This window comes from Qipengyuania marisflavi (assembly GCF_005884405.1).
Classification (GTDB): domain Bacteria; phylum Pseudomonadota; class Alphaproteobacteria; order Sphingomonadales; family Sphingomonadaceae; genus Qipengyuania; species Qipengyuania marisflavi.
Genome location: NZ_VCAO01000001.1, coordinates 668,543 through 693,754, shown reverse-complemented (window position 1 = coordinate 693,754; position 25,212 = coordinate 668,543). Strand labels below are relative to the sequence as shown.

26 protein-coding genes are annotated in these 25,212 nt (G+C 60.8%); 19 read left to right on the top strand and 7 right to left on the bottom strand.

The annotated features are described in order from the left end of the window. Window positions 1-2: 2 nt before the first annotated feature. The 18 genes from rpsN (at window position 3) to FEV51_RS03270 (ending at window position 13,461) form a co-directional block, all read left to right on the top strand. Window positions 3-308, top strand: coding sequence for a 30S ribosomal protein S14 (gene rpsN, locus FEV51_RS03355; RefSeq protein ID WP_138615856.1), 306 nt, complete (start codon window positions 3-5; stop codon window positions 306-308). An 11-nt stretch (window positions 309-319) separates the two neighbouring features. Then, window positions 320-715: a 30S ribosomal protein S8 gene (gene rpsH, locus FEV51_RS03350; protein ID WP_138615854.1), complete on the top strand. Its 396-nt coding sequence runs from the start codon at window positions 320-322 to the stop codon at window positions 713-715. Then, window positions 715-1,248, top strand: a complete 534-nt coding sequence (rplF, locus tag FEV51_RS03345; protein WP_138615852.1) for a 50S ribosomal protein L6 — start codon at window positions 715-717, stop codon at window positions 1,246-1,248. Before rpsH ends, rplF begins: the two co-directional genes overlap by 1 nt. A gap of 1 nt (window position 1,249) precedes the next feature. Next, complete coding sequence (gene rplR, locus FEV51_RS03340; RefSeq protein ID WP_138615850.1) at window positions 1,250-1,594, top strand: 50S ribosomal protein L18; 345 nt, start codon at window positions 1,250-1,252, stop codon at window positions 1,592-1,594. Then, window positions 1,594-2,409 (top strand): 30S ribosomal protein S5, encoded by an 816-nt coding sequence (gene rpsE / locus FEV51_RS13290; RefSeq protein WP_246034413.1) that lies wholly within the window; start codon window positions 1,594-1,596, stop codon window positions 2,407-2,409. Before rplR ends, rpsE begins: the two co-directional genes overlap by 1 nt. Before the next feature lie 5 nt (window positions 2,410-2,414). Then, complete coding sequence (gene rpmD, locus FEV51_RS03330) at window positions 2,415-2,606, top strand: 50S ribosomal protein L30 (protein WP_138615848.1); 192 nt, start codon at window positions 2,415-2,417, stop codon at window positions 2,604-2,606. An 86-nt stretch (window positions 2,607-2,692) separates the two neighbouring features. Then, a complete protein-coding gene (gene rplO, locus FEV51_RS03325) occupies window positions 2,693-3,205 on the top strand; it encodes a 50S ribosomal protein L15 (RefSeq protein WP_138615846.1) in 513 nt (170 codons plus the stop codon). A gap of 106 nt (window positions 3,206-3,311) precedes the next feature. After that, complete coding sequence (gene secY, locus FEV51_RS03320; protein WP_138615844.1) at window positions 3,312-4,676, top strand: preprotein translocase subunit SecY; 1,365 nt, start codon at window positions 3,312-3,314, stop codon at window positions 4,674-4,676. Between the two features lie 31 nt (window positions 4,677-4,707). Beyond that, window positions 4,708-5,352: an adenylate kinase gene (locus tag FEV51_RS03315; RefSeq protein ID WP_138615842.1), complete on the top strand. Its 645-nt coding sequence runs from the start codon at window positions 4,708-4,710 to the stop codon at window positions 5,350-5,352. Window positions 5,353-5,446: 94 nt separating this feature from the next. After that, entirely contained in the window at window positions 5,447-6,091 is a 645-nt protein-coding gene (locus FEV51_RS03310; protein WP_138615839.1) for an SRPBCC family protein, read from the top strand. A gap of 99 nt (window positions 6,092-6,190) precedes the next feature. Further along, complete coding sequence (gene gdhA / locus FEV51_RS03305; protein WP_138615837.1) at window positions 6,191-7,552, top strand: NADP-specific glutamate dehydrogenase; 1,362 nt, start codon at window positions 6,191-6,193, stop codon at window positions 7,550-7,552. Window positions 7,553-7,845: 293 nt separating this feature from the next. After that, window positions 7,846-8,214: a 30S ribosomal protein S13 gene (gene rpsM, locus FEV51_RS03300; RefSeq protein ID WP_138615835.1), complete on the top strand. Its 369-nt coding sequence runs from the start codon at window positions 7,846-7,848 to the stop codon at window positions 8,212-8,214. A 57-nt stretch (window positions 8,215-8,271) separates the two neighbouring features. Beyond that, on the top strand, window positions 8,272-8,661 hold the full coding sequence (rpsK, locus tag FEV51_RS03295) for a 30S ribosomal protein S11 (protein WP_138615833.1): 390 nt from the start codon (window positions 8,272-8,274) through the stop codon (window positions 8,659-8,661). 109 nt (window positions 8,662-8,770) lie between these two features. Then, a complete protein-coding gene (locus FEV51_RS03290; protein ID WP_138615831.1) occupies window positions 8,771-9,826 on the top strand; it encodes a DNA-directed RNA polymerase subunit alpha in 1,056 nt (351 codons plus the stop codon). A 95-nt stretch (window positions 9,827-9,921) separates the two neighbouring features. After that, on the top strand, window positions 9,922-10,344 hold the full coding sequence (rplQ, locus tag FEV51_RS03285) for a 50S ribosomal protein L17 (protein WP_138615829.1): 423 nt from the start codon (window positions 9,922-9,924) through the stop codon (window positions 10,342-10,344). A 93-nt stretch (window positions 10,345-10,437) separates the two neighbouring features. After that, window positions 10,438-11,802 (top strand): serine hydrolase domain-containing protein, encoded by a 1,365-nt coding sequence (locus FEV51_RS03280; RefSeq protein ID WP_138615827.1) that lies wholly within the window; start codon window positions 10,438-10,440, stop codon window positions 11,800-11,802. A gap of 131 nt (window positions 11,803-11,933) precedes the next feature. Further along, complete coding sequence (locus FEV51_RS03275; protein ID WP_138615826.1) at window positions 11,934-12,521, top strand: hypothetical protein; 588 nt, start codon at window positions 11,934-11,936, stop codon at window positions 12,519-12,521. A gap of 121 nt (window positions 12,522-12,642) precedes the next feature. Then, window positions 12,643-13,461 (top strand): hypothetical protein, encoded by an 819-nt coding sequence (locus FEV51_RS03270; RefSeq protein WP_138615824.1) that lies wholly within the window; start codon window positions 12,643-12,645, stop codon window positions 13,459-13,461. Window positions 13,462-13,468: 7 nt separating this feature from the next. Here the strand turns inward: FEV51_RS03270 and FEV51_RS03265 are convergent, their stop codons facing one another. The 3 genes from FEV51_RS03265 to FEV51_RS03255 form a co-directional block, all read right to left on the bottom strand. Then, window positions 13,469-14,086 (bottom strand): trimeric intracellular cation channel family protein, encoded by a 618-nt coding sequence (locus FEV51_RS03265; protein WP_138615822.1) that lies wholly within the window; start codon window positions 14,084-14,086, stop codon window positions 13,469-13,471. Continuing rightward, complete coding sequence (locus FEV51_RS03260) at window positions 14,083-14,772, bottom strand: PepSY domain-containing protein (protein ID WP_246034412.1); 690 nt, start codon at window positions 14,770-14,772, stop codon at window positions 14,083-14,085. The genes FEV51_RS03265 and FEV51_RS03260 overlap by 4 nt, the downstream gene beginning before the upstream one ends. Window positions 14,773-14,834: 62 nt before the next feature. After that, window positions 14,835-16,169 (bottom strand): amidase family protein, encoded by a 1,335-nt coding sequence (locus FEV51_RS03255; protein WP_138615820.1) that lies wholly within the window; start codon window positions 16,167-16,169, stop codon window positions 14,835-14,837. Window positions 16,170-16,293: 124 nt separating this feature from the next. Here FEV51_RS03255 and FEV51_RS03250 point away from each other — a divergent pair, with 124 nt between their 5' ends. Then, window positions 16,294-17,970 carry a dipeptidyl-peptidase 3 family protein gene (locus FEV51_RS03250; protein WP_138615818.1) on the top strand — a complete coding sequence of 559 codons (1,677 nt, stop codon included), beginning with the start codon at window positions 16,294-16,296 and terminating at the stop codon, window positions 17,968-17,970. Window positions 17,971-17,976: 6 nt separating this feature from the next. On the opposite strand, the gene FEV51_RS03245 is transcribed toward FEV51_RS03250, so the two are convergent. From FEV51_RS03245 to FEV51_RS03230, 4 genes are all read right to left on the bottom strand, one after another. Next, a complete protein-coding gene (locus FEV51_RS03245; protein ID WP_246034411.1) occupies window positions 17,977-19,458 on the bottom strand; it encodes a DUF4403 family protein in 1,482 nt (493 codons plus the stop codon). A 67-nt stretch (window positions 19,459-19,525) separates the two neighbouring features. Next, entirely contained in the window at window positions 19,526-20,938 is a 1,413-nt protein-coding gene (gene lpdA / locus FEV51_RS03240; protein ID WP_138615816.1) for a dihydrolipoyl dehydrogenase, read from the bottom strand. A gap of 91 nt (window positions 20,939-21,029) precedes the next feature. Next, window positions 21,030-22,280, bottom strand: a complete 1,251-nt coding sequence (odhB, locus tag FEV51_RS03235; protein ID WP_138615815.1) for a 2-oxoglutarate dehydrogenase complex dihydrolipoyllysine-residue succinyltransferase — start codon at window positions 22,278-22,280, stop codon at window positions 21,030-21,032. A gap of 9 nt (window positions 22,281-22,289) precedes the next feature. Beyond that, complete coding sequence (locus FEV51_RS03230) at window positions 22,290-25,142, bottom strand: 2-oxoglutarate dehydrogenase E1 component (protein WP_138615813.1); 2,853 nt, start codon at window positions 25,140-25,142, stop codon at window positions 22,290-22,292. Between the last annotated feature and the right edge of the window lie 70 nt (window positions 25,143-25,212).

Sequence of the window (25,212 nt, the reverse complement as noted above, 5' to 3'; positions counted from 1 at the left end):
CAATGGCGAAACTGAGTTCGATCAACAAGAACGAGCGTCGTAAGAAGCTCGTGAAGCAGTACGCGGAAAAATTCGCGAAGCTGAAGGCGATCGCTGATGACAAATCCCTCGACGAGGGTGACCGTCTGATGGCGCGGCTGAAGCTTGCGGAACTGCCCCGTAATGCCAACCCCACTCGTGTGCGCAACCGCTGCACCACCACCGGCCGCCCGCGCGGCTATTACCGCAAGTTCGGGCTTAACCGCATTGAACTACGCGACCTCGGCAACAAGGGCCTGATTCCAGGCCTGACCAAGTCGAGCTGGTGAGGTACTGATAGATGGCTATGACCGATCCCCTGGGTGACATGCTCACCCGCATCCGTAATGGACAGCAGGCAAAGAAGGACTCCGTCCTCAGCCCGGCATCCAAGCTGCGTGCAAACGTGCTCGAAGTGCTCCAGCGTGAAGGCTACATCCGTGGCTATTCCGAAGACACGACCGGCAAGCATAAAGCGCTGCGGATCGAACTGAAATATTTCGAGGGCGAAGCTGCAATCAAGCACGTCGCCCGCGTCTCCAAGCCTGGCCGCCGCGTCTATTCGGGTTCGAAAGAACTTCCGACTGTGCGCAACGGCCTTGGCATCACCATCGTCTCGACCCCGCGCGGCGTGCTTTCGGACGCCGAAGCGCGCACGCACAACGTCGGTGGCGAAGTGCTGGCGGAGGTATTCTGATGAGCCGCATCGGCAAGAAAGCGGTGGCGATCCCCAGTGGGGTCACTGCCAGCATCGAAGGCAAGACGCTCACCGTGAAAGGCCCCAAGGGCACGCTCACGCTGGGGCTCTCCGACCTGATCGACTACAAGGTCGAAGGCGACGAGATCCAGGTCAAGCCGGCCAATGATACCAAGCAGGCACGTGCCTTCTGGGGTATGCAGCGCACGCTGGTTTCGAACCTTGTCGAAGGTGTAACCGAAGGGTTCGCCAAGACGCTCGAGATCACCGGTGTCGGTTATCGTGCAATGGGTCAGGGCAAGAAGCTCAAGCTTCAGCTCGGCTATTCGCACGATGTCGATCTGGACGTGCCCGAAGGACTGGAAGTCAAAACCCCCGACCAGACCACGATTGTGATCTCGGGCATCGACAAACAGTCCGTTGGTCAGTTCGCCGCCGAAATCCGCCGCTGGCGCAAGCCCGAGCCTTACAAGGGCAAGGGTATCAAGTACCGCGGCGAATATGTCTTCCGCAAGGAAGGGAAGAAGAAGTAACATGGCAAAGCTTTCCCTCTTCGAACGCCGCCGCCGTCGTGTTCGCACGGCGCTCCGGTCCCGTGCCGGCGGCAAGCCGCGCCTGTCCGTGCATCGCACTGGCCAGCACATCTACGCGCAGATCATCGATGACACGGCGGGCAAGACGCTTGCTGCTGCTTCGACGCTCGGTGCGAAGAAGTCGGGTGCCAATATCGATGCTGCCAAGCAGGTCGGTAGCGACATCGCCTCCGCCGCCAAGAAGGCGGGCGTGACCACCGTCGTGTTCGATCGCGGCGGCTTCCTGTTCCACGGCCGCGTCAAGGCGCTGGCCGACGCCGCCCGCGAAGGCGGTCTGGAGTTCTGATGATGGCTGACGAAAACAAAACCGAAGAAACCGCTGCTGAGACCCCCGTGGTCGACAATGCGGGTTCGACCCCAACGCCTGCGGTCACCTCGACCGAAGCCGCTGACAACCAGTCGGCAGCAGCAGGCGATCCGGCCAAGCCGGTTGCGGCCGCTGATGTGGCCAAGCCCGCCGAACGTTCCAATCAAGGGCGCGGTGGACGCGGCGGCGGCAATCGCGGTGGCGGTGGTGGCCGTGGGCGCGGTGGCAATGATCGCCGTGGTGGTCGCCAGGAAGAAGACGATGGCATCATCGAGAAGTTGGTTCACATCAATCGCGTCTCGAAGACGGTAAAAGGCGGCAAGCGCTTTGGTTTCGCTGCGCTGGTTGTGGTCGGCGATGGTTCGGGCCGCGTCGGCTTTGGCAAAGGCAAGGCGCGCGAAGTGCCAGAAGCGATTACCAAGGCCACCGCTGCTGCGCGAAAGCATATGATCCGTGTCCCGCTGAAAGAGGGCCGTACCCTCCATCACGACGGCAAAGGTCACTTCGGCGCTGGCAAGGTTACCGTTCGCAGCGCGCCTCCGGGTACCGGCATTATCGCTGGTGGTCCGATGCGCGCCGTGTTCGAAAGCCTGGGTGTTGCCGACGTTGTGACCAAGTCGAATGGGACATCCAATCCCTACAACATGATCCGCGCCACATTCGATGCGCTGACCAACCAGACTTCGCCGAAGTCGGTTGCCCAGCGTCGCGGCAAGAAGGTTGCTGACCTTCTGGGCCGTGGTGGCGCCAGCGAGGCAGAGGCTGACGCCGACGCCGCTGCGATGGCGGAGTAAGACACATGGCCGACAAGAAAACGAAGACCGTCAAGATCAAGCAGATCGGTTCGCCGATCCGCCGTCCCGAAGGTCAGCGCAAGATCCTGATCGGGCTTGGCCTGAACAAGATGCACAAGGTCGTCGAGCGCCAGGACACCCCAGAGGTGCGCGGCGCGATTGCCAAGGTCCCGCATCTCGTAACGGTGGTCGACTGACTGCCACACGACAATTGACCTGAGTGGCCCGGGCTTGTGCCGGGCCGCTTCTTTTCCAGCGCGAACAAAGCGAAAGCGAGTGCACCATGAAACTGAATGAACTCCGCGACAATCCCGGCGCCCGTAAGTCCCGCATGCGTGTGGGCCGTGGTATCGGCTCCGGCAAAGGCAAGACCGCAGGCCGCGGCCAGAAGGGCCAGAAGAGCCGTTCGGGCGTCGCCGTAAAGGGCTTCGAAGGCGGCCAGATGCCGCTCCACATGCGTTTGCCCAAGCGTGGCTTCAACAACATCTTCGGCAAGGATTATGCAGAAGTGAACCTGGGCATGGTCCAGAAGTTCATCGACGCTAAGAAGATCGACGCCAAGGCTGTTCTCGATCACGACGCGCTGAAGGCAGCTGGCCTGGCACGCGGCGGCAAGGACGGCGTCCGTCTTCTCGGCAAGGGCGAACTGACTTCCAAGGTCAGCTTCAAGGTTGCCGGTGCGTCCAAGGGCGCGCTTGAGGCAGTCGAAAAGGCTGGCGGCAAGGTCGAATTGATCCCTGCGAAAAAGAAGTGGGTCAAGGCTGACCGCAACGCAGCCAAGGCGAAAGCCGACTAATCGGCAGATTTATATCGGGGCGGGGTTCGACATAACGGGCCTCGCTCCCTATCTGTCCTGTCTGCGCGGCGTCATGCCTGCGCCAAGCTAGGATCGAAGACGACCGATGGCATCACGCGCCGACAATATCGCGAGCAATATGAGTCTCGCCAATTTTTCGAAAGCTACCGAGCTGAAGAACCGTATCTGGTTCACGATCGGTGCGCTTATCGTATTCCGCTTTCTGAGCTTCGTGCCGCTGCCAGGGGTCAATCCGTTGATCCTCAGCACGCTGTATGACCAGACGCGCGGCGGTATCCTTGATCTGTTCAACACTTTTTCGGGCGGCAGCCTTGAGCGGATGAGTCTGATTGCGCTGGGCGTCATGCCCTATATTACTGCGTCGATCGTCATCCAGCTGGCCGCAGCACTGCACCCGTCACTGGCGGCTCTCAAGAAAGAGGGCACTGCCGGGCGGCAGAAAATCAACCAATATACGCGTTACGGGACCGTGTTCCTATGTGCGATCCAGGGCTGGTTCCTGGCATCGGGACTGGAAAGCTACGGCGCGCAGAGCGGTTTGCAGGCTGTGGTTGAACCCGGCCTGATGTTCCGCGTTGGCGCGGTGGTCAGCCTAGTTGGCGGCACTATGTTCCTGCTGTGGCTGGGCGAGCAGATCACCAGTCGCGGGATCGGCAATGGCGTTTCGCTAATCATTATGGCGGGCATCGTCGCGCAGTTCCCCAGCTTCACCTCGAACATGTTCTCGGGTTACAGCGAAGGCTCGATTGGCGCCGGTATCGTGATCGGCTTTATCGCCATGGTGGCGATCCTGATCCTGATCATCTGTTTCATGGAGCGCGCCCAGCGGCGTCTGCTGATCCAGTATCCCAAGCGGGCGACGCAGCGCGGCATGATGCAGGCAGATCGTTCGCATCTCCCGCTCAAGTTGAACACTGCCGGTGTTATCCCGCCGATTTTCGCCAGCTCGCTGCTCTTGCTGCCGCTGACGATCAGCCAGTTCGCGGGCAATTCGGTAGATACCGAAAGCTCGTTTGGTAGCGCGATCGTGACGCTGAACCAATATCTTGCGCATGGGCAGCCGATCTACATGGGACTCTATGCGATCGGGATCATCTTCTTCTGCTTCTTCTACACCGCAATCGTCTTCAACCCTGAGGAAACTGCGGAAAATCTGAAGAAGAACGGCGGCTTCATTCCGGGCATCCGTCCGGGCAAGCGGACCGAGCAATATCTCGATTACGTGCTGACGCGCATCACTGTGATCGGCGCGATCTATCTGACCGTCGTCTGTGTGGTGCCAGAATATATGATCGCCCAGACCGGGGTTCCGCTGTTCCTGGGCGGCACCAGCCTGCTGATTGTGGTCAACGTCACAGTCGATACGATCAGCCAGATCCAGTCGCATTTGCTGGCACACCAGTATGGCGATTTGATCAAGAAGGCGAAATTGAAGGGCCGTATTCGCTAAGCGGCGAAGTCGGGCGAAGGGGACTTTCACGATGGACATCATCCTTCTGGGGCCTCCGGGCGCGGGTAAAGGCACGCAGTCGGCGCGCCTGGTCGAGCATCACGGCATGCGCCAGCTATCGACGGGCGATATGTTGCGCGGCGCGGTCAAGGCGGGCACGCCTGTCGGCCTCAAGGCCAAGGAAGTCATGGCTCGCGGCGAGTTGGTCTCTGACGAGATCGTCTCCGAACTGATAGACGCTGAACTGGCGGCGATGGGTCCGCACACCAGCGCAATTTTCGACGGTTATCCGCGCACCGAAGCGCAGGCCGCTGCGCTCGATCGCATTCTTTCCCGCCACGGACGCAAGCTTGACCATGTGATCGAGCTGGAAGTGAACGAGGACGCGCTGGTCGAACGGATTACCGGGCGCTTCACTTGCGCCGAATGCGGCGAGGGCTATCACGACATCTTCAAGCCACCCGTGGTTGACGGGGTTTGCGACAAATGCGGCAGTACCGAATTCAAGCGCCGTCCTGATGATACCGAAGAGACCGTCCGCAAGCGAATGCAGCTCTATCGCAGCGAAACCGCGCCGATCCTGCCGGGCTATGAAGCACGCGGGATTGTCAGCCGGGTTGATGGTATGGCCTCGATCGAGGATGTGACCCACGCGCTGGATGCCATCCTCGTTTAATACTGGCCTTTGCGGCGCCGCTTCGCCCAATTCTCTTTGCTTTCCAATCGCCGTGCCTTGCCCTAGATAGTGCGGCAAGAGGGGGAGTGGGCAAATGTATCTCGGCAAATTCGCACTGGTGATGGCTGTGCTGCTGGCAGGCACGCCTGCTGCGGCTGAAGTCATCGAGGTCCGCGATGATGGTTTCATCATCCGCGCCGTTGCTACCGTCAGCGCCTCTCAGCGCGAAGTCTGGCTGAAGCTGACCAAGCCTGCAGACTGGTGGAGCGGGGAGCATACCTGGTCCGGTGATGCAGCGAATATGACGCTGACCCCGCAGGCTGGCGGCTGCTTTTGCGAAACCATTCCCGGTGAAGACGACGATAGTGGCTTCAAGCTCAATGGCAGCGTGGCGCATGCCACCGTGCTGTTGGCGAACCCGTTGAAACTGTTGCGCATGGAGGGGGGAATTGGCCCGCTGCAAAGCGAACCCGCTCGCGGCATCCTGACCTATGCATTGAAGCCGATAGACGGCGGCACCATGATCCAGATGGAATACGCCTATGGCGGATCGATGCGGTACAAGCCCGCCGAGATGGCACCGACAGTCGATAAAGTCCTGACCCAACAACTGGCGCAGCTACAGGCCGCGCTTGGCGCGCTGACCGATGGGGCAGCAGCAGAGGCTGCGCCTACGGATGATGACGCTGAGGAACCATCGCTGGAAGCGCAGATCGACGCGTTGGGCACGCAGGAATAGACACGGATAACGCGCGTCCGCACGAACGGACGCCGGTCGCACGACAGGGTAAGCGAGCTCGCCATTATAAGGCGGGTCATTTTGGGAGAGGTGTGACTTATGGCTTCAGTGTACGACCGCCACGTTGATTTTCCGACCTTCATGGAAGGGGTGAAACGACGCAATCCCGGCCAGCCAGAATTTGTCCAGGCGGTGCAGGAGGTGGCGCATGACGTCTACACCTTCATCGACGACAAAGAGAAATATCATGAGGCGCAAATCCTGCGCCGGATTGCCGAGCCCGACCGCGTTGTGTCGTTCCGCGTGTGCTGGGAAGATGACAATCACAACGTCCGGGTCCAGCGCGGTTGGCGGGTGCAGAACAACAATGCGATCGGCCCCTATAAGGGCGGCATTCGTTTCCACCCTAGCGTCAACGAAAGCGTCCTCAAATTTCTGGCGTTCGAGCAGACGTTCAAGAATTCGCTGACCGGGCTGCCGATGGGCGGCGGCAAGGGCGGGGCCAATTTCAACCCGCGCGGCAAGAGCGACAGCGAAGTCATGCGCTTCTGCCAGTCCTTCATGACTGAACTCTACCGTCATATCGGGCCTGATACCGATGTCCCGGCAGGCGATATCGGCGTTGGCGGGCGTGAAATCGGCTATATGTTCGGCCAGTACAAACGTATCACCAACCGCTGGGAAGGCGTATTGACCGGCAAGGCGACCGAGTATGGCGGTTCGCTGATGCGGCCTGAAGCCACCGGATATGGTGCGGTGTATTTCATGCAGAATATGCTCAAGCACCAGGGCCAGGATGTCGAAGGCAAGAGCGCCGTCATCTCCGGATCGGGCAATGTTGCAACGCATGCTGCAGAGAAGATTGTGCAGCTTGGCGGCAAGGTGCTGACCCTGTCCGACAGCGGCGGCTTCATCCATGATCCCGACGGCTTCACGCAGGAGAAGATCGACTGGGTCAAGCAGCTCAAGAACGTGCGGCGCGGGCGGATCAGCGAATATGCCGACCACTTCACCGATGCCAGCTTCCATGAAGGCAAGCGACCGTGGGATGTGGCCTGCGACCTCGCCCTGCCTTGCGCCACCCAGAACGAACTGAACGAGGATGAGGCCAAATCGCTGGTTAGCAACGGCGTTATCGCAGTGAGCGAAGGGGCCAATATGCCGACCACGCTCGACGGTGTGAAGGTCTTCCACGATGCGAAGATCCTTTATGGTCCGGGCAAGGCGGCAAATGCCGGCGGCGTGGCGGTTTCGGGCTTGGAGATGAGCCAAAATGCCGAACGGATCAGCTGGAATCACTCGCGGCTTGGCGAGATGCTGACCGAGCTGATGGAGGGCATCCACGGCCAGTGCGTCGAATATGGCAAGCAGGATGGCGGCTATGTCGATTACGTACGCGGAGCGAACATTGCCGGCTTCAAGAAGGTGGCCGACGCAATGCTGGCATTCGGCGTGATGTGACGGCTTTGACCTGACTACCGTGTTGGGTTAGAATGCGCATCAGCAGACGGGACGGACCGCTTTTGGCGGGCTCGTCCTGTCGTGCGCGCTAGGCGGTTGACGCCGCCTGCGAATCACCCTAAGCGCGCGCTTCATCGACAAATGCGGTCAGACCGGCAGGCGGCAGCCTAATCAGCGCGCCATCCGGTCATTTGCGCGAGCAAGACGCTGCAGCTGTCAATGGTAACAACCGCGATGAGATAGGGGCGCGGCCGCCCGTCGGCTGATGACCCCTGTGGAGCATGGAGAAGTAAGTGGCACGTATCGCCGGGGTAAACATCCCCACCAATAAGCGCGTTATTATCGCGCTGACCTACATTCACGGCATTGGCCGTACCACCGCCGTCAACATCGCTGACAAGCTGGGTTTCGACCACAGCCGCCGCGTGCAGGACCTCAGTGACGAGGAAGTGCTGCGTCTGCGCGAGACGATTGACGCCGATCACACGGTCGAGGGTGATCTTCGCCGCAGTACTGCGATGAATATCAAGCGGCTGATGGACCTGCGGTCCTATCGCGGCCTGCGTCACCGGATGGGCTTGCCCGTTCGCGGCCAGCGCACCCACACCAACGCCCGTACCCGCAAGGGTAAGGCCAAGGCGATTGCCGGCAAGAAGAAGTAAGTCTCGGGGTTTCCCGACAGGCTTTTCCCTTCTTGAGTTAATGTAAGGAAGACACACATGGCACGCGAACCTAGCCGTATCCGGCGCCGCGAGCGCAAAAATATCAGCAGCGGCGTGGCGCACATCAACGCCAGCTTCAACAACACCATGATCACCATCACCGATGCACAGGGCAATGCGATAAGCTGGTCCAGCGCCGGTACGATGGGCTTCAAGGGTAGCCGCAAGTCCACGCCGTATGCCGCGCAGGTCGCTGCCGACGACGCGGGCAAGAAGGCCGTCGAGCACGGTGTTCGCACTCTCGAAGTTGAGGTCAAGGGCCCCGGCTCGGGTCGCGAAAGCGCGCTGCGCGGTCTCGCCGCAGTCGGGTTCACGATCACCTCGATCCGCGATGTGACACCGATTCCGCATAACGGGGTTCGCCCGTCCAAGCGGCGCCGCGTCTGATCCGTACCTGCCTGGCGGCTCGCTGAACGCGGGCCGCCGACATTTTCACGGACCGGACGCTCTTGCCCAAGAGCTCCGGTCCTGTCCGCATCCGAACCAGGGGAAATCCATGTCCGTCAACACCAAGAACTGGCAGGAACTCAAGAAACCCAACAGCCTTGAAATCAAGGAAGGCGGCGACAAAGCGCGCAAGACGACCTTCGTCGCCGAGCCGCTCGAGCGTGGCTTTGGCCTGACGCTTGGCAACGCGCTGCGCCGCGTTCTGCTGTCCTCGCTTCAGGGCGCTGCCATCACCTCGATCAAGATCGAAGGTGTGCTGCACGAATTTTCCAGCCTTGCCGGCGTGCGTGAAGATGTCACCGACATCGTCCTGAACGTCAAACAGATCGCGCTGAAGATGGAAGGCGAAGGCATGAAGCGCCTGCAGCTTTCCGCAACTGGCCCGGGTGAAGTCAAGGCTGGCGATATTGCCGTGACCGGCGACATCGAAGTGATGAACAAGGATCTCGTGATCTGCCACCTCGACGAAGGCGCAACGCTCAACATGGAGCTGACCGCCAACATCGGTAAGGGCTATGTGCCCGCAGTGATGAACCGTCCGGTCGACGCGCCGATCGGTCTGATCCCGGTCGACTCGCTCTATTCGCCGGTTCGCCAGGTCAGCTACAAGGTCGAGAATGCCCGCGTCGGGCAGGAACTCGATTACGATAAGCTCAGCCTGACGATCGAAACCGACGGCACTGTAACGCCGGAAGATTCGGTGGCCTTCGCTGCGCGCATCCTGCAGGATCAGCTGACCCTGTTCGTCCACTTCGAAGACGGCATTCCGCAGCCTTCGAGCGCGATGATCGGCGTTGCTGCAGAACCGCAGGAAAGCGACACCAACCAGCTCAACCGTTACCTTCTCAAGAAGGTCGACGAGCTGGAACTGTCGGTGCGTTCGGCCAATTGTCTCAAGAACGACAACATCATCTACATTGGCGATCTGGTCCAGAAGACCGAAGCCGAGATGCTGCGCACGCCGAACTTCGGCCGCAAGTCGCTCAACGAGATCAAGGAAGTCCTGAGCTCGATGGGCCTGCGCCTTGGCATGGACATCCCTGGTTGGCCGCCGGAAAACATCGAGGAAATGGCCAAGAAGCTTGAGCAGGAATTGCTCGGCTGATCGCTTCTGCGAGGTTAAGGCGAAAGGTGGCGGCCTGAACGGCCACCGGCACTGGGGTACCTTGCACGGCCCCATTTCGAACGAAGGACACTATCATGCGTCATAAAATCAAAGGTCGGAAACTTCAGCGCAAGACCGGTCACCGTAATGCGATGCTTCGCAACATGGCTGCTTCGCTGATCAAGCACGAACAGATCCTGACCACGTTGCCCAAGGCCAAGGAAATGCGGCCCTATGTCGAAAAGCTGATCACGCTGGCAAAGCGTGGGGGCCTGTCGAACCGCCGTCTGGCCATGAGCCGCCTGGGTGACGAAACGCAGCTGAAGAAGTTGTTCGACATTCTGGCCGAACGCTACAGCGACCGGGAAGGTGGCTACAGCCGCGTGATCAAGGCTGGCTACCGCGGCAGCGACGCAGCGCAGATGGGCATCATCGAGCTGGTCGAACGCGACGTTGATGCCAAGGGCCAGGATTCGGGCCCGGTCATGAGCGAAGAGATGGATTACGAAGAAGCATAAGCGTTTCCAAGCGAACCATGCCAAACGGGGCCGGGGGGAAACTTCCGGCCCCTTTTGTTTGACTGGCGCAATCCGCGTGGCAAGGTTGCGGGCATGATCCGTTACACCCTCGCAGTTTTCACGCTGCTCACCGCCGTTCCACTCTTTGCGCAAAGCCAGCAAGAGGCTTTGGACACCCGTCACGACCGCGCATTGGCTGCGGGTTACAAGGCGCTCATGGTTTGCGGGGCCGTGAAGAATGCCGAGGCGCTGCGGAGCGAGCGCAATCTGCAAAGCGTGGAAAAAAACGAGCTGGTCGGGACCTATTCCGCGTTCGATCCAATTATTCCCACTCTGGAAACGAAAATCGAACATGGCCGGGTCAGCGTGGCTTTTGCAGACGATATGCCGCCGCGCATTGCGGTATCGGGTTTGGAGGGCGGTTGCAGCCTGCTGCCGATCGGTGCCAATACGGGAAGCCCGCCCAATCTGGTTTTGACCACATACGAAAATCGCCCTCCGGAAACCATGCCTTGGCCAGAAGGCAATGCGGTAGTGCCTATCGGAGGTAGTGCAGGATTACGGGCGCTTATCAGCCGAGCTTTCGATAAGCATTTCGGTGACGATACGAACACCACAGCAGTGGTGATCCTGCGCGACGGCAAGTTGCTTGTGGAACGTTACAAGCCGGGGTTCGGGCCGTTGGTGCCGCAGCGGACTTGGTCGGTGGCCAAGAGCATCGCGGCAACGCTGGTGGGTGCATCCGCCCAGCGCGGCGAGGTGCAGGTGGACAGTTCTGCGGGGCTTGGACTGGCCGAGAACGATGCGCGCCGGGCAATCACATTGGATCATCTCCTGCGCATGGCTTCGGGACGGTATTCGGACACTCCCGGCAACCGGACAGACCCGCTCTATATCGGCGGCGCTACGGTTGAAGAGTCAGCCGCGAACTGGCCGCTGATTTATCAGCCAGGCAGCGTCTTTCGCTATGCGAATAACGATACACTGATGGCCGTTGCAGCGATCAAGGACAGTTTTGACGAGCATTCGCCGCGCAGACTGTTCCACACTCTGGGTATGCACTCGACCATCGCCGAAACCGATTGGCAGGGAGACTACATTCTGTCGTCCCAAGTCTGGTCCACCGCCCGCGATCTGGCGAAGCTCGGCCAGCTATATCTGCAGGACGGTGTCTGGGACGGCCAGCGCATCCTGCCGGAAGGATGGACCGAATATGTGTCCAGCCCGTCCGGGCCGCAGCCTGATGGTCCGTTCGGTTATGGAGCGGGCTTTTGGTTGTTCAACAAGAGTGACGGCATTCCCAAGGACACCATCGCGGCAATGGGCAACCGCGGGCAGTTCATAATAATAGCCCCGAGTCTGAACGCGGTGATCGTTCGGAGGGGTGAAGATCCTGCCGGGTCGCGCTTCGACATTGCTCGCTTTACAAGAGATGTGCTTGAATCTCTTACAAAATGATCATTCACAAAAATAGCCACTTTTCTGAATATCGCCTGTAAACGTAATTCAGCGTCACCTCAGGGCGGATCGCCTAGAAAGCTCTCAACGCCGAGGCAATCCCGCCCCGGTACAAATGAGGAGAGCCTCAAATGACCAAGACAATCACAGGATTTGCGAAGGGTGGGATCGCAACCGCAGCCGTAGCCGCAATGGCACTGGCCGGAGCAACGCCGGCATCGGCAGGCGAGCGCGACCGCTATCGTGACCGCGACGGAATTTCCATCGGCGACATTATTGCAGGCGCAGTCATCATCGGCGGCATTGCTGCCGTGGCCAGCGCGGGTAATCGCAACCGCGGCTATGACTATCGCGACGGCCGTTATCGTGGCAGCGATGGCTATAACGGCCAGGATCGCTACGGCTATCGCGGCAATCCGCGCAGCGCGGTCAGCCAGTGCGTGAATGTGGCGCGCAGCCAGGCCCAGCGCTCAGGATATCGCTATGCACAGGTGACCGACATCCGTGATGTCGACAACACGCGCTATGGCTGGAAGGTGAAAGGCCGCATCATGGTCGATGGACGCTACAGCGGCGGACGTTACAACCGCAGCGGCTATTATGATCGCAACAACCGCTACAATAGCTGGAATAACCGCGATAGCGGCAAGTTCACTTGCTACATCGAACGCGGCCGGGTCGCCGGAATTGACTTCGACGGCATTCGCGGACTGCGTTGATCCAACACTCGCCGCAAGGCACCTCTCGGGCGGTTCAGGCTTCATTTAGCCTGGGCCGCCTAGCTGTATGAGATTGAGAAACGCGCGGCGGGTGGGGCCGTGTTTCAGGGGTAATTGCACAATGACCACTTTTGCCGAATTCGCCGCTGCTCCGGCCATGCTTGCCGCGCTGTCGCTTGGGGCGGGTCCAGTCTCCGCCGCAGACCTTCCGGTCGCGCCAGCATCATCCAGCTATGTCGCAGCGCCGCTGTGGGATGCAGCATCGGATAGCTCAGAATATCACCGCCGCTATCGCTATCGCCGCAACCGCGTTGACGCGGGTGACGTGTTGGCGGGCGTGTTGATCATTGGCGGAATTGCCGCTGTCGCCAGCGCGGCCAACCGTGGCCGTGACGACCGCTATCGTGACCGCAACCGTGACTATCGCAATACCCGCATGCCGCGCCGCAATGATACGCGCTATGACAATACGCGCGGGATCGACCGCGCGGTCAAAATGTGCGTCGACGCGATCGAGCGTGATGCGCGGGTGAACACAGTCGACAATGTCGCGCGCTCGGCACAGGGCTGGCGTGTCACCGGATCGCTCTACAATGGCGAGGGTTTCACCTGCTCGCTGGGTGCGAACGGCCGGATCGAGGCTATCGATTACGGGGCACGGACCAGCGGCCAGACGCAGCCGTATCGCTCGGGTCAGGGCGATTATGATGGCGCTGATTATCAGGCACCCGAAGACCAGCAGTATGACGACAACCGCTATCGCCAGGCATGGAATGATGTCGATAATGCTCCGGCAGATACGCAGGCTCAGACTCAGGCGCAGGCGCAGGCGCAGGGTCAGCCTGCCTATCCAGGCGGCCCGCTACCCGGCGATGCGCCGGTTGATCAGGCCGATAATGGCGATGTCGAATATGGCACCGCATATCCCGGCGCCATCTGAGGTCAGCCTATTCGCGATAGGAGGGTAGCGAAAGCTGCCAGCCTATCGCCGCCAGGCGGAGCGCAAATCCGGCCAGCGCGGCCACGATCCACACCACAACGCGCTCAAGCGTCAGCAGCTCGCCAAGCACCGTCAGGCTGGCCGAGAGCGCGGCTGCCGTCACGTAGAGTTCTGGCCGCATCAGGATCGATGGTCGCCCAGCGATCACATCACGCACAATACCGCCCACGCACCCGGTGATCACGCCCATCAGGAATGACGGGATCGGCGGCACACCATAGGACAGCGCCTTGGCTGTGCCGAGAACCGCATAGGCGGTCAGGCCCACGCCGTCGGCAATCGCCAGAAAGCGGCCCTCCCACCAGCGGGTCGGGGTGAACCAGGCGAGCAGCGCGATGCCCAGACATACGGCGGCTACCCAGCCGTCATGGATCCAGAATACCGGCGCGCCGATAAACAGATCGCGCATCGTGCCGCCGCCTAATCCGGTGATCAGCGCGAAGAACGCCATCGTCACAAAAGTCTGCTTTTCACGCGCCGCCACCAGCGCGCCGGTCAGCGCGAAGATCGCCACGCCTGCCAGATCGAGCCAGTCGAGCAGCGGTGTCAGTACCGCGGGGTTCATGCGGCGGGTCCGGGCCGGGCCTTGCGCCGCCGGAACATCAGGATGCAGCCAAGCAGCGACCCCAGTACCGACAGAATGGCGAAGGCGATCAGGGTGGGGTGGTGCGTGTCCTCACGCTCCTGCAAATCCATGATGTGCAGCCCCCAGACGAAATCGAAAACCCGCCACCAGCGGGTGCGGACCGCCTCGATGGCGCCGGTCTCAGTTCCGACATAAACATGGGTGCCATCGGCCAGCGCGACTTGCCACACGGGCTCGGGCCGGCGGAAGTCGAGCGGCACCTCGTCGGCGGCAAAATGGTTGGTCTCTGTGACCTGATCCCCGCCCGCAATCCGCTCGGCCACCAGCAGCCGTGCTTCGATATCGGTCAGCGGCGACATCCGCCCGCCATCGGCGCGAAAGCGGTCGGAGGTGCCGTCCATATAGGCAATGCGCGTCACGGTTTCGCCGCGCTCCACCTGGGTGGTTACAGCGCGCACGGGCTTGGTGCTGTCCGCTGGCAAGGTAATCGCGATCTGGGTGTCGGACGGTAAGGCCTGTTCGGTCACATCCTTGCGCAAATGATTGCCCCGCACTTCCTCGATGGGTTTGGCAACCATGACCAGCCCGGTTACGGTCCACATCAAGATCGGCACGCCGACCAGCCAGGCCAGCCAGATGTGCCATTTTGCGAAGCTACGCATCATCCGCTGACCTGCCATCATCATCCTCGCTTTGATGCGTAATACGGCCCCATGACCGTGCGGCTTCAGGAGTGCAACACTTGTCCGATCTGCGCCGCCGCCGCGATACAGTCATAGTCCGCCCAGCGCGGTCCGATCACCTGCAAGCCGCAGGGCAGGCCGCTGCTTTCGCCAATGGGCAGGACAGTGGAGGGCAGATTCGGAAAGCTGGCAAGTCCGGCAAAGGCCAGCGCCTTGCCCGCAGAGACTTCTGCCCCGTCAACGCTCACCGTGCCATCGAACACGCGGCCTTCGCGGTGCGGCACGGCCAGGACCGGGGCGGGCGGGGCGAGCACGAAGTCGTAATCCGCGAACACTTCCTCCCAAGCCATTTCGCAGCGCGCCTGCTCGTCGAGCAAATCAAACCAATTGGCCGCACTTGCCCGCTTCCCATCAGGGCCGGGCGCACCGCGCGCCATCGCGATGTTGAGCATCCGCATATAGCCCGATTGCTGGGCTGACAGGTTGGAGAGGCGGTCGGAGTGCCGGTCGATGCGAACTCCGGCATTCTCCAGCGCCTGAGCCGCCGCTTCGGTGGGCCCGCGAACCGCAGCATCGACCGGGCAATCGGGGTGATCGACCAGCAGCAGCATCCGGCAATCCTTCAGCGGCTTGTCCCGGCGTTGCAGCGGGATATTTGCTGTGACCGCAAGCAGTGCGGCCAGATCCTCGGCATTGCGGGCCAGTGGTCCGGCAATCGACAGCGCGCCGTCATGCGCAGCGCGCTCCGCCAGCAGCGGGTGATCATGACCCTGCTTGGATACCAGCCCCCAGCTCGTCTTATGCCCCCAGATACCGCAGAAATGCGCTGGCACCCGCACCGATCCGCCGATGTCAGTGCCATAATCGCAGGCGACCATCCCGCTGGCCACCGCCGCCGCTGCGCCGCCGGATGATCCGCCCGGACTGCGTGTGTGGTCGTGCGGATTGTTGGTGCGACCATAGACGGGGTTGTTGGATTGCCAGTCGGCCAGATCGGGCGGGACATTGGTTTTGCCGACCAAAATCGCCCCGGCGGCCTTGATCTGGCGAACCACCTTGGCATCGTGCTTCGCGATATTGCCGGTGAATTTCTGGTGGCCCCAGCAGCTGGGCAGACCCGCAATGTCGAAGCTTTCCTTGATCGTCATCGGCACGCCGAACAGCGGCTGGTTTTCACCTGCATTAGTGCCTGTCATCGCCTTGGCGGTATCACGCGCGCGGTCGAAATCGCACACCACCACAGCGTTGATATGAGCGTCGAGCTTCTCGATCCTGGCAATCGCGTGATCGACTGCTTCGACCGGTGACAGTGCTCCGGCGCGGATCTTCGCCGCCAATTCGACCGCACCCGCGCGCTCGGTCAGTTTCAGATAGCTCATCCCCGTCTCCCTCGTGCAGCGTGTTAGGTGGTGATCGGCGGCGCGGTCAATCGCGATGGGAGACATTGGCGCACGCCTGCGTTAAACCGACAGGCAATAAAGACAATTTTCCGGAGATGATCCCATGCGCAAAGCCATCCTGCCGTTTCTGCTGGCCACCGCCGCTTGCACCCCCGCCATGACCGAGACCGGCGCTGTCACCACCGTTCCTGCAGCCACCCACGATGGATACGATCTGCGCGCGCAATATGCCAAGCTGGCCGAGATCAGGATGGCGCCCGACACCAGCTACCTCAATGCCGAGGAACGTGATGTCGTTAATCTGCTGATCGAAGCATCCGATTTGATGAGCGAGATTTACCTGCGCCAGCGCTTCGCCCAAAACCCGGAAGTCCGCAGCGCCATTGCGCGCAGCCGTCATGGTGATCGCGATCTGTTGCTGACCATGTTTGACCGCTATTTCGGACCGTGGGACGATCTTGAAGAAGCTCATCCGTTCTGGGGCAGCGAGGCGATGCCCGAGGGGGCAGGGTTCTATCCCGCTGACCTGACGCGGGCCGAATTTGACGCCTATCTGGTGGCCAATCCCGGCGAGAAGGCGGCGCTGCTCAACCCCTATACTGTGGTCAAGCGGCAGGGCGCGCGGCTGGTTACGGTGCCGTACTCGGTCGAATATCGCGAATGGCTGGTGCCTGCTGCGGCGCTGCTCGAACGGGCGGCGGCGCGGACGTCCAATCCCAGCCTCAAGCGGTTTCTTGGCCTCCGCGCCAAGTCATTCCTCTCGGACGATTATTACGAGAGCGAGATGGCATGGATGGATTTGAAGGACACGCCCATCGAAGTCGCGATTGGCCCGTATGAGGTCTATACCGACCGGCTTTATGGCACCAAGACAGCCTTTGAGAGCTTCGTCACACTGCGCAATCCCGAAGCCAGCGCCGCAGTCGCGAAATACAAGAATTACCTGCGCGATATGGAGGGCAACCTCCCCATTGAAGATCGCTACAAGAACTTCACGCGCGGATTTGAAAGCCCCATCGCGGTTGCGGATCAGGTGCATGGCGGGGGTGACAATGTGCCCGGCGTGCAGACCATCGCCTTCAACCTCCCCAATGACGAGCGCGTGCGTGAGGCGAAGGGGGCCAAGAAGGTGATCCTCGCCAATGTACTGGGCGCCAAATATGATCGCATCCTGGCGCCCATCGGTGCGGTTGTGCTCAAGCCTGCACAGGCGGATCTGGTGGCCAAGAAATATATGGAGCTCAGCACGCTGTTCCACGAATTGTCGCACAGCCTGGGGCCCGGCTCGATCACTGTGGGCGGTCGCCAGACCACGGTGAACGAGGAGTTGAAAGAGCAGTATTCAGCGCTGGAGGAATCCAAGGCTGACGTGATGGGGATCTGGAACCTGCTCTATATGATGGAGCGCAACGAGATCCCGGCCTCCGAAAAGCCGCAACTGTGGTCGACTTACATGGCGGGCCTGTTCCGTTCGATGCGCTTCGGGATTGACGAGGCACACGGCAAGGGTGCGGCGCTGCAATATGGCTATCTGAAGGAACACGGCGCGTTTCGCTGGGATGCCTCCGCCAATCGGTACGAGGTGGATTACGCAAGGATGGAAAGCGGGCTGAAAGCGCTGCTAACCGACCAGCTGATGTTGCAGGCGACTGGCGATTATGCGGGTACCAAGGCATATTTCGCGCGCTATGGCGTGCTCGACGATGCGGCGCGTCAGGCAATCGCGGCGATGGATGCCATCCCGGTCGATATTCGCCCGATCTATCCTGACGGCGTGTAATCGGGTCTAGCGGGGGGCCAGTTCCACCGATGCGGTGCCGGTCCCCCAAACGGGCAGGTAAAGCCCCTGTCCGGCGGCCTTTACCTCGCCTGTTTTGACATCTTCGATGCTGGCGCGGATCAGCACATCGCCTTGGCGTGTGGTGTCGATGGCGTCTTCGATCTTGGCCATCAGCACGTCGTAATCGCTCTCGAAATTCTGCGCGAGGGCGGCGGCGATGGTCTGCGAGAATCCGGGCGACGCGGCGATCTTGAACAGCAGATCGACGCCGCTGCGATCGCTGTCGCCAGTGATTTGCAAGTCCTGGAATGTGACCTTGCGTGATCCGGCATTGGTGACGGGGGTGGCGGTCAGCCAGACCTGACCATTGACCTCGCCAAACTTGCGATCATCGCGCCGGGCGCGGAACGTCACACCCACAGCCACACGGCCACCGGTGGTGCCATAGACCTCTACACCCGCAAACCGCGCAATGACCGGTCCGATCCGGGGTACTTCAAAAGGCCGTTTCGAACGATTGACGAGCGCCTGCGCGATGACCGGCTCCAACTCGTCATAGTCGGCGATCACCGGGATGAAGAACAGCATCTTGCCTGGTTTTTCGGCAAGATTCGCCAGTGGAGGCAATGGTTTGCGCTCCGGGTTGGCTGGGCGATCACCCACAAAAGTTTCGGTCTGCGCCTTCATCCCCAGACGCAATTCCAGACGCTTGCCGCGCAAACTATAGCCGCCATATTGCAGCTGCTCGGGCGTAACCCGCATCCACACCGTCGGGTTCGATTCGTTGAGCTGGAGCGAGGTAAAGGCCTGACCCCACAGCCGCTCGATATCGCGTTTCAGATTGAGCTTGGCCAATTCGCGGGGGAGGGTGCGTTCCAACTGCGCGACCACGGCTTTCAGCTTGCCGTCCGCCCTGTCGGTAAACTCGATGCGTTGGCCAAGCAGGTCGACATGCGGTTTGTCGGTCCAGTCATATTTGATGTCGACCTTGGCCTTCGGGTTCCATTGGCTATCCAGCGACAGGCGCACCACTGCGCGAACGCGGGCGTTGCCAGTGGCGGTTTCCTGTTTGAAAATCCCGGCAATATCCTTGGCGCGCACCACTGCCCGGATCGGCATGGTCACGATAATATCGCGTCCGCGCCCGTCGATAGTCATTTTGCCACGGGTGACGGTGCCGACGATGTCGCATTTCACCTTCGGCGTCTTCAGCTTGACGAAGGCGACCTTGATCTTTTCCGAGGCGATGCAGGTCTGGCCCTTGCGGTTGATTGTCCACAGCGTGCGCGGCACTTCGCGCGCCAATTGCGCCGCCAGTCCCGATAGATCGGCAGTCACTGGCACTGCGATGATCGAACTTTGCGGCGCGACCTTAATGGCCTCATCGGCGCGCGGCGGCGGGGCAAACGGCGGTTGCTGCTGGCAGCCGGACAGGCCCAGCCCCGCAAGTGCTGCAACCGCCAGAAATCCGATTTTGCCCATTCTCATGCTGCGTAATGCCCCCTGATCGCGGATTACACGACAAGGGCGCGCATTGCACAGCTTTGCTGCAAGATCAGATGTGGATCGGCTTGCCCTGAACGCCCATCGCCGCTTCCTTGATCGCTTCGGAATGCGTCGGGTGGGCGTGGCAGGTATAGGCGATATCTTCGCTGGTCGCGCCGAATTCCATCGCTATCCCGGCCTCGGCAATCATGGTGCCGGCAACGCTCGCAATCGCCCACACGCCCAGCACGCGGTCGGTTTCGGCATCGGCAATGATCTTCACAAAACCATCAGGCTCGTGATTGGTCTTGGCGCGGCTGTTGGCCATCATCGGGAATTTCCCGACCTTGATCTTTGTCTTGTCACCGCCAGCCTTTTCCACGGACTCTTCCTGCGTAAGTCCGACACCGGCAAATTCGGGGAGGGTATAAACGACACCGGGGATCACATCGTGGTTCACAATGCCGGTCTGGCCCGCGATGTTCTCGGCGCAGGCGATGCCTTCGTCTTCGGCTTTATGCGCCAGCATCGGGCCGGGGATCACGTCGCCGATGGCCCAGACACCATCCACCGCAGTGCGGAAATCATGGTCGGTTTCAATCTGGCCGCGCTTGTTCAGTTCAAGCCCGATAGCGTCGAGGCCCAGCCCGTCAGTATTGGGACGGCGACCGATGGATACCAGCACGCAATCAGCCTCCATCGTCTCGCTGTCGCCGCCAGCGGCAGGTTCCAACGTCAGTGTGGCTGTCTTGCCCTTGATGCTGACGCCCGTGACCTTGGTCGACATCTTCAGCGTCATGCCCTGTTTCTTGAAGATCTTGGCAGCTTCCTTGCGCACATCGCCATCCATGCCGGGCAGCAACTGGTCCAGATATTCGACCACGGTGACATCGGCACCCAAGCGATTCCACACCGAGCCAAGCTCCAGCCCGATCACGCCGCCGCCGATGACGACCATCTTTTCCGGCACCTTTGCAAGTTCCAATGCGCCAGTGGAATCGACCAGGATCTGCGCATCGTTATCGACGTCAACGCCGGGCAGGGGAGTGACCGAGGAGCCGGTGGCAATAATCACATTCTTGGCGGTGACCGTCTCGTCACCGACCTTGACCGTATGCGCATCCTGAAAGGTGGCGTGGCCCTTTTTCCAGTCGATCTTGTTCTTCTTGAACAGAAATTCGATCCCGCCGGTCAGGCCCTTCACCGCATCGCGGCGCTGGGCGTGCATCTTGTCGAGATTGAGCTTGGGCGTCACATCGATACCCATTTCGGCCATCGTGCCATTGGCGGCCGCATCGAAGTATTCCGAGGCATGGAGCATCGCCTTGGACGGAATGCAGCCGACATTGAGGCAAGTCCCGCCCAGCGTCTCGCGGCTTTCCGCACAGGCGGTTTTCAGGCCCAGCTGCGCCGCACGGATCGCCGCGACATAGCCGCCGGGGCCGGAGCCAATGACAAGGACGTCGTAATCGTAATCAGCCATTCAATTGTCATCCCGGCGCAGGCCGGAATCTCCCTCGGTTAAGCCGTGCCTTGTGGCACGCTGCCCCAGCTTTCGCCGAGGCGACGGAAAGTTAAAGATCGATCAGCATCCGGGTTGGATCTTCGATCGCTTCCTTGATAATTTTGAGTGCGGTCACCGCTTCGCGGCCATCGATCAGGCGGTGGTCATAGGACAGCGCGATGTACATCATCGGGCGGATCACGATCTCGCCATTTACCACTACAGCTCGGTCTTCGATCCGGTGCAATCCGAGCACGGCGCTCTGCGGCGGGTTGATGATCGGGGTGCTCATCAGCGATCCGAACACGCCGCCATTGGAGATGGTGAAGGTGCCGCCCTTCATATCATCCATCGTCAGCGAGCCTTCCTTAGCGCGCTTCCCATAATCGGCGATGTCCTGTTCAATCCGCGCAAAGCCCTTTTGGTCTGCATCACGGATAACCGGAACCACCAGCCCATTGGGCGCACTGACGGCGACCGAGATATCAACGAAATCGTGATAAACAATCTCGTCGCCTTCGATATAGGCATTGACAGAGGGGACGTCTTTCAGCGCCAGGCAGGCGGCCTTGGCGAAGAAGCCCATGAAGCCGAGCCGGATGTCGTGCTTTTTGGCGAACAGGTCCTTGTACTTCGTGCGCGCCTCGATCACCGCCGACATATCGACATCGTTGAACGTCGTCAGCAGCGCGGCATTTTCCTGCGCACCTTTGAGGCGTTTGGCGATGGTCTGGCGCATTCGCGTCATCTTGACGCGTTCCTCGCGGCGTTCGCCAGCGGGCACCGCCGAAGCAGCGGCGACGGCGGGTGCGGGCGAGGGCTTAGCAGCGGGCGCATCGCCCTTCGCCTTGGCCGCGGCGATCACGTCTTCCTTGGTCAGTCGGCCATCCTTGCCGCTGCCCTTGATGGTCGAGGGGTCGACCCCGTGTTCCAGCACCGCACGGCGCACTGCCGGGCTGAGGGTTTGTGTCGCATCGCTGCCAGCATCCTTGGCCGCAGCGGGCGCTGCATCCTTGGCCTGTTCGGCAGGGGCCTCGGAGGGATTTTCGCGCGGCTTGGTGGTTTCAGGACCGGCCTGCGCAACCCCGTCTTCTATCGTTGCGATCAGCGCGCCAACTTCGACCGTATCGCCGACGGCAACAGCCTGTTCGCCCATGACGCCCGCCACGGGGGAGGGCACTTCAATCGCGACCTTGTCGGTTTCCAGACTGGCAATCGGCTCATCCACAGCGACCGGATCGCCGGGGTTCTTGAGCCATTCGCCGATGGTCGCTTCGGTCACCGATTCGCCCAGCGTGGGGACTTTGACTTCACTAGCCATAATAGTTCCTCAGGCCTTCTTGTTGGATTTGTTGGATTTCAGATTGCGTGCGGCGGCACCGCCATCGGACAGGCCCAGTGCTATAGACACCAGCCCCTCCTGCTGAACCTTGTGGCGGCTCGCAAACCCTGTGGCGGGCGAAGCCGCAACTTCGCGCCCGGCATAGAAGGGACGCATGCCGTCTTTGCCCGCTGCTCTGGCCGCGTCTTCGATCAGCCGGTCGACAAAGAACCATGAACCGTTGTTCTTGGGTTCTTCCTGACACCAGACGATGTCCTGCAGATTGGTCATGCGCTTCAAACGGATGGCAAGCGGTTCGCCCGGGAAGGGATAGATCTGCTCGATCCGCACGACCGACACATCATCCAACCCGGCCTCGTCCCGCGCCTGCATCAGGTCATAAGCGACCTTGCCGCTGCATAGTACCAGACGCCGGACCTTCTCATCGGCGATTTCTGTCACGTCGGACTTGATCCGCATGAAATGCGTCTCGCCCTGAAACTCTTCCGCAGTGGATTTCGCCAGTGGGTGCCGCAGCAGGCTCTTGGGCGTCATGATCACCAGCGGCTTGCGGAAGGAACGCAGCATCTGGCGGCGCAGCACGTGGAAATAATTGGCCGGCGTGGTGATATTGCAGACTTGGATATTGTCGTTCGCACACAATTGCAGAAACCGTTCAAGCCGCGCGGAGCTGTGTTCCGGGCCCTGACCTTCATAGCCATGCGGCAGCAGCAGGACGAGGCCGTTGGCCCGCAGCCATTTGACTTCGCCGCTGGCGATGAACTGGTCGATCATGATCTGCGCGCCATTGCCGAAATCGCCGAACTGCGCTTCCCACATCACCAGGCTTTTGGGATCTGCCATGGCGAAACCATATTCGAAACCCAGCACGCCATATTCGGACAGCGGGCTATCATAAACCTCGAACTTGCCGTGCGGCAGGGTTGTCAGCGGGATGTATTTGCGTTCGTCCTTCTGGTCGACCCAGACGGCATGACGCTGGCTAAAAGTGCCGCGTCCGGAATCCTGACCCGACAGGCGAACGCCGTAACCTTCGCTGACCAGACTGCCGAAAGCGAGTGCCTCCGCAGTGGCCCAGTCGAAGCCCACGCCGCTTTCGAACATGTCCGACTTTGCCTTGAGCACGCGGCCCAGCGTCTTGTGGATCGCCAGATCGTCCGGCACCGCCGTCAACGTGCGACCAAGGCTGTCGAACAATTTGCCGCCAATCGCGGTTTCGACATTGCGGCGCGCGGTTTCCGGATCGGCGGGCTTGTTAAGCCCGGCCCAGCGGCCACCGAACCAGTCGGCCTCGTTGGGCTTGTAGGTCTTGGACGCCGTGAATTCGTCTTCGAGATGCGTGTTGAACTCGCTGCACACCGAGTCGGCGTATTTCTCGTCGATCACGCCTTCTTCGCGCAGCCGCGCAGCGAAGATTTCGCTGACCTTGGGATGCGCGCGGATCTTGTCATACATCAGCGGCTGGGTGAATTTGGGCTCGTCGCCCTCGTTATGGCCGAAGCGGCGATAGCACCACATGTCGATCACGATATCGCGGCCAAAGGCGTGACGGTATTCGATGGCCAGCTTGCAGGCGAAGGTCACCGCTTCGGGATCATCGCCGTTGACGTGCAAGATCGGCGCCTGGACACCCTTGGCCACATCGGAGGGATAGGGGCTGGAGCGCGCGAATTGCGGGCTGGTGGTGAACCCGATCTGGTTGTTGATCACAAAGTGGATGCAGCCGCCGGTATTGTACCCGCGAATGCCGGAGAAGCCGAGGCATTCCCAGACGATACCCTGACCCGCAAATGCTGCATCGCCGTGGATCAGCACGGGCAAAACCTGCTCGTGCTTTTTCAGATCGTCACGAATGGCCTGCTGCGCGCGCGCCTTGCCCAGCACGACCGGATCAACCGCCTCGAGATGGCTGGGGTTGGGAACCAGGCTCATATGGACGGAGATATCGTCAAAGCTGCGGTCGGTGCTAGTGCCGAGGTGATACTTCACGTCGCCCGAGCCGCCCACGTCATCGGGGTTGGCGCTGCCACCCGAAAATTCGTGAAAGATCACCTTGTAAGGCTTGCCCATGACATTCGCGAGCACGTTGAGACGCCCGCGGTGTGCCATGCCGTAAATGATCTCGCGCACGCCCAGCTGGCCGCCATATTTGATCATGGCCTCCAGCGCGGGGATCATGCTTTCGCCCCCGTCGAGGCCGAAGCGCTTGGTGCCGACATATTTCTTGCCGAGGAATTTCTCGTACTGCTCGCCGCGGATCACTGCGCCCAGAATGGCGCGTTTGCCTTCGTCGGTAAACTGGATGACTTGCTCGGGGCCTTCGAGCCGTTCCTGCAGGAATCGGCGTTCCTCCACATCGGAAATGTGCATGTATTCGAGGCCTACCTTGCCGCAATAATTGGCCTTCAGCGTCTCATACAATTTGCCGACGGTAACCCAGTCGAAACCCAGCGCGCCGCCAACGAAGACCTCGCGGTCTTCCTGACCGTCGAAGCCGTGCCATTCCAGCGTCAGATCCTTGGGCGTTTCGCGGTGCGACAGGCCCAGCGGATCGAGATCGGCCGCCAGATGGCCGCGTACGCGAAAGATGCGGATCAGCAGCATGGCGCGGATGGAATCGTCCGCCGCCTGCTCGATTGCCTTGGGATCGGCAGGCTTGCCAGCCTTGTCGGCAGCGTTGGCTACCGCCAGTTTCATGGTCGTGGGATCAAGCGCCTGTGTCAGATCGGCATCGGCATCGGCCACCTCTGCCAGCCATTTGGGATTTCCCCAGCTGGGGCCGGGCTGCGGGCCTTCCTGATCGGAAAGCTCGGGCAGGAAATTCTGGCTCTCGTTACCCATGCGGGTCACCTTTCGCACCGATCCGTGTGTCGGCTCATGATGGCAATGCCTCAGCAGCGCGGATGGTCCC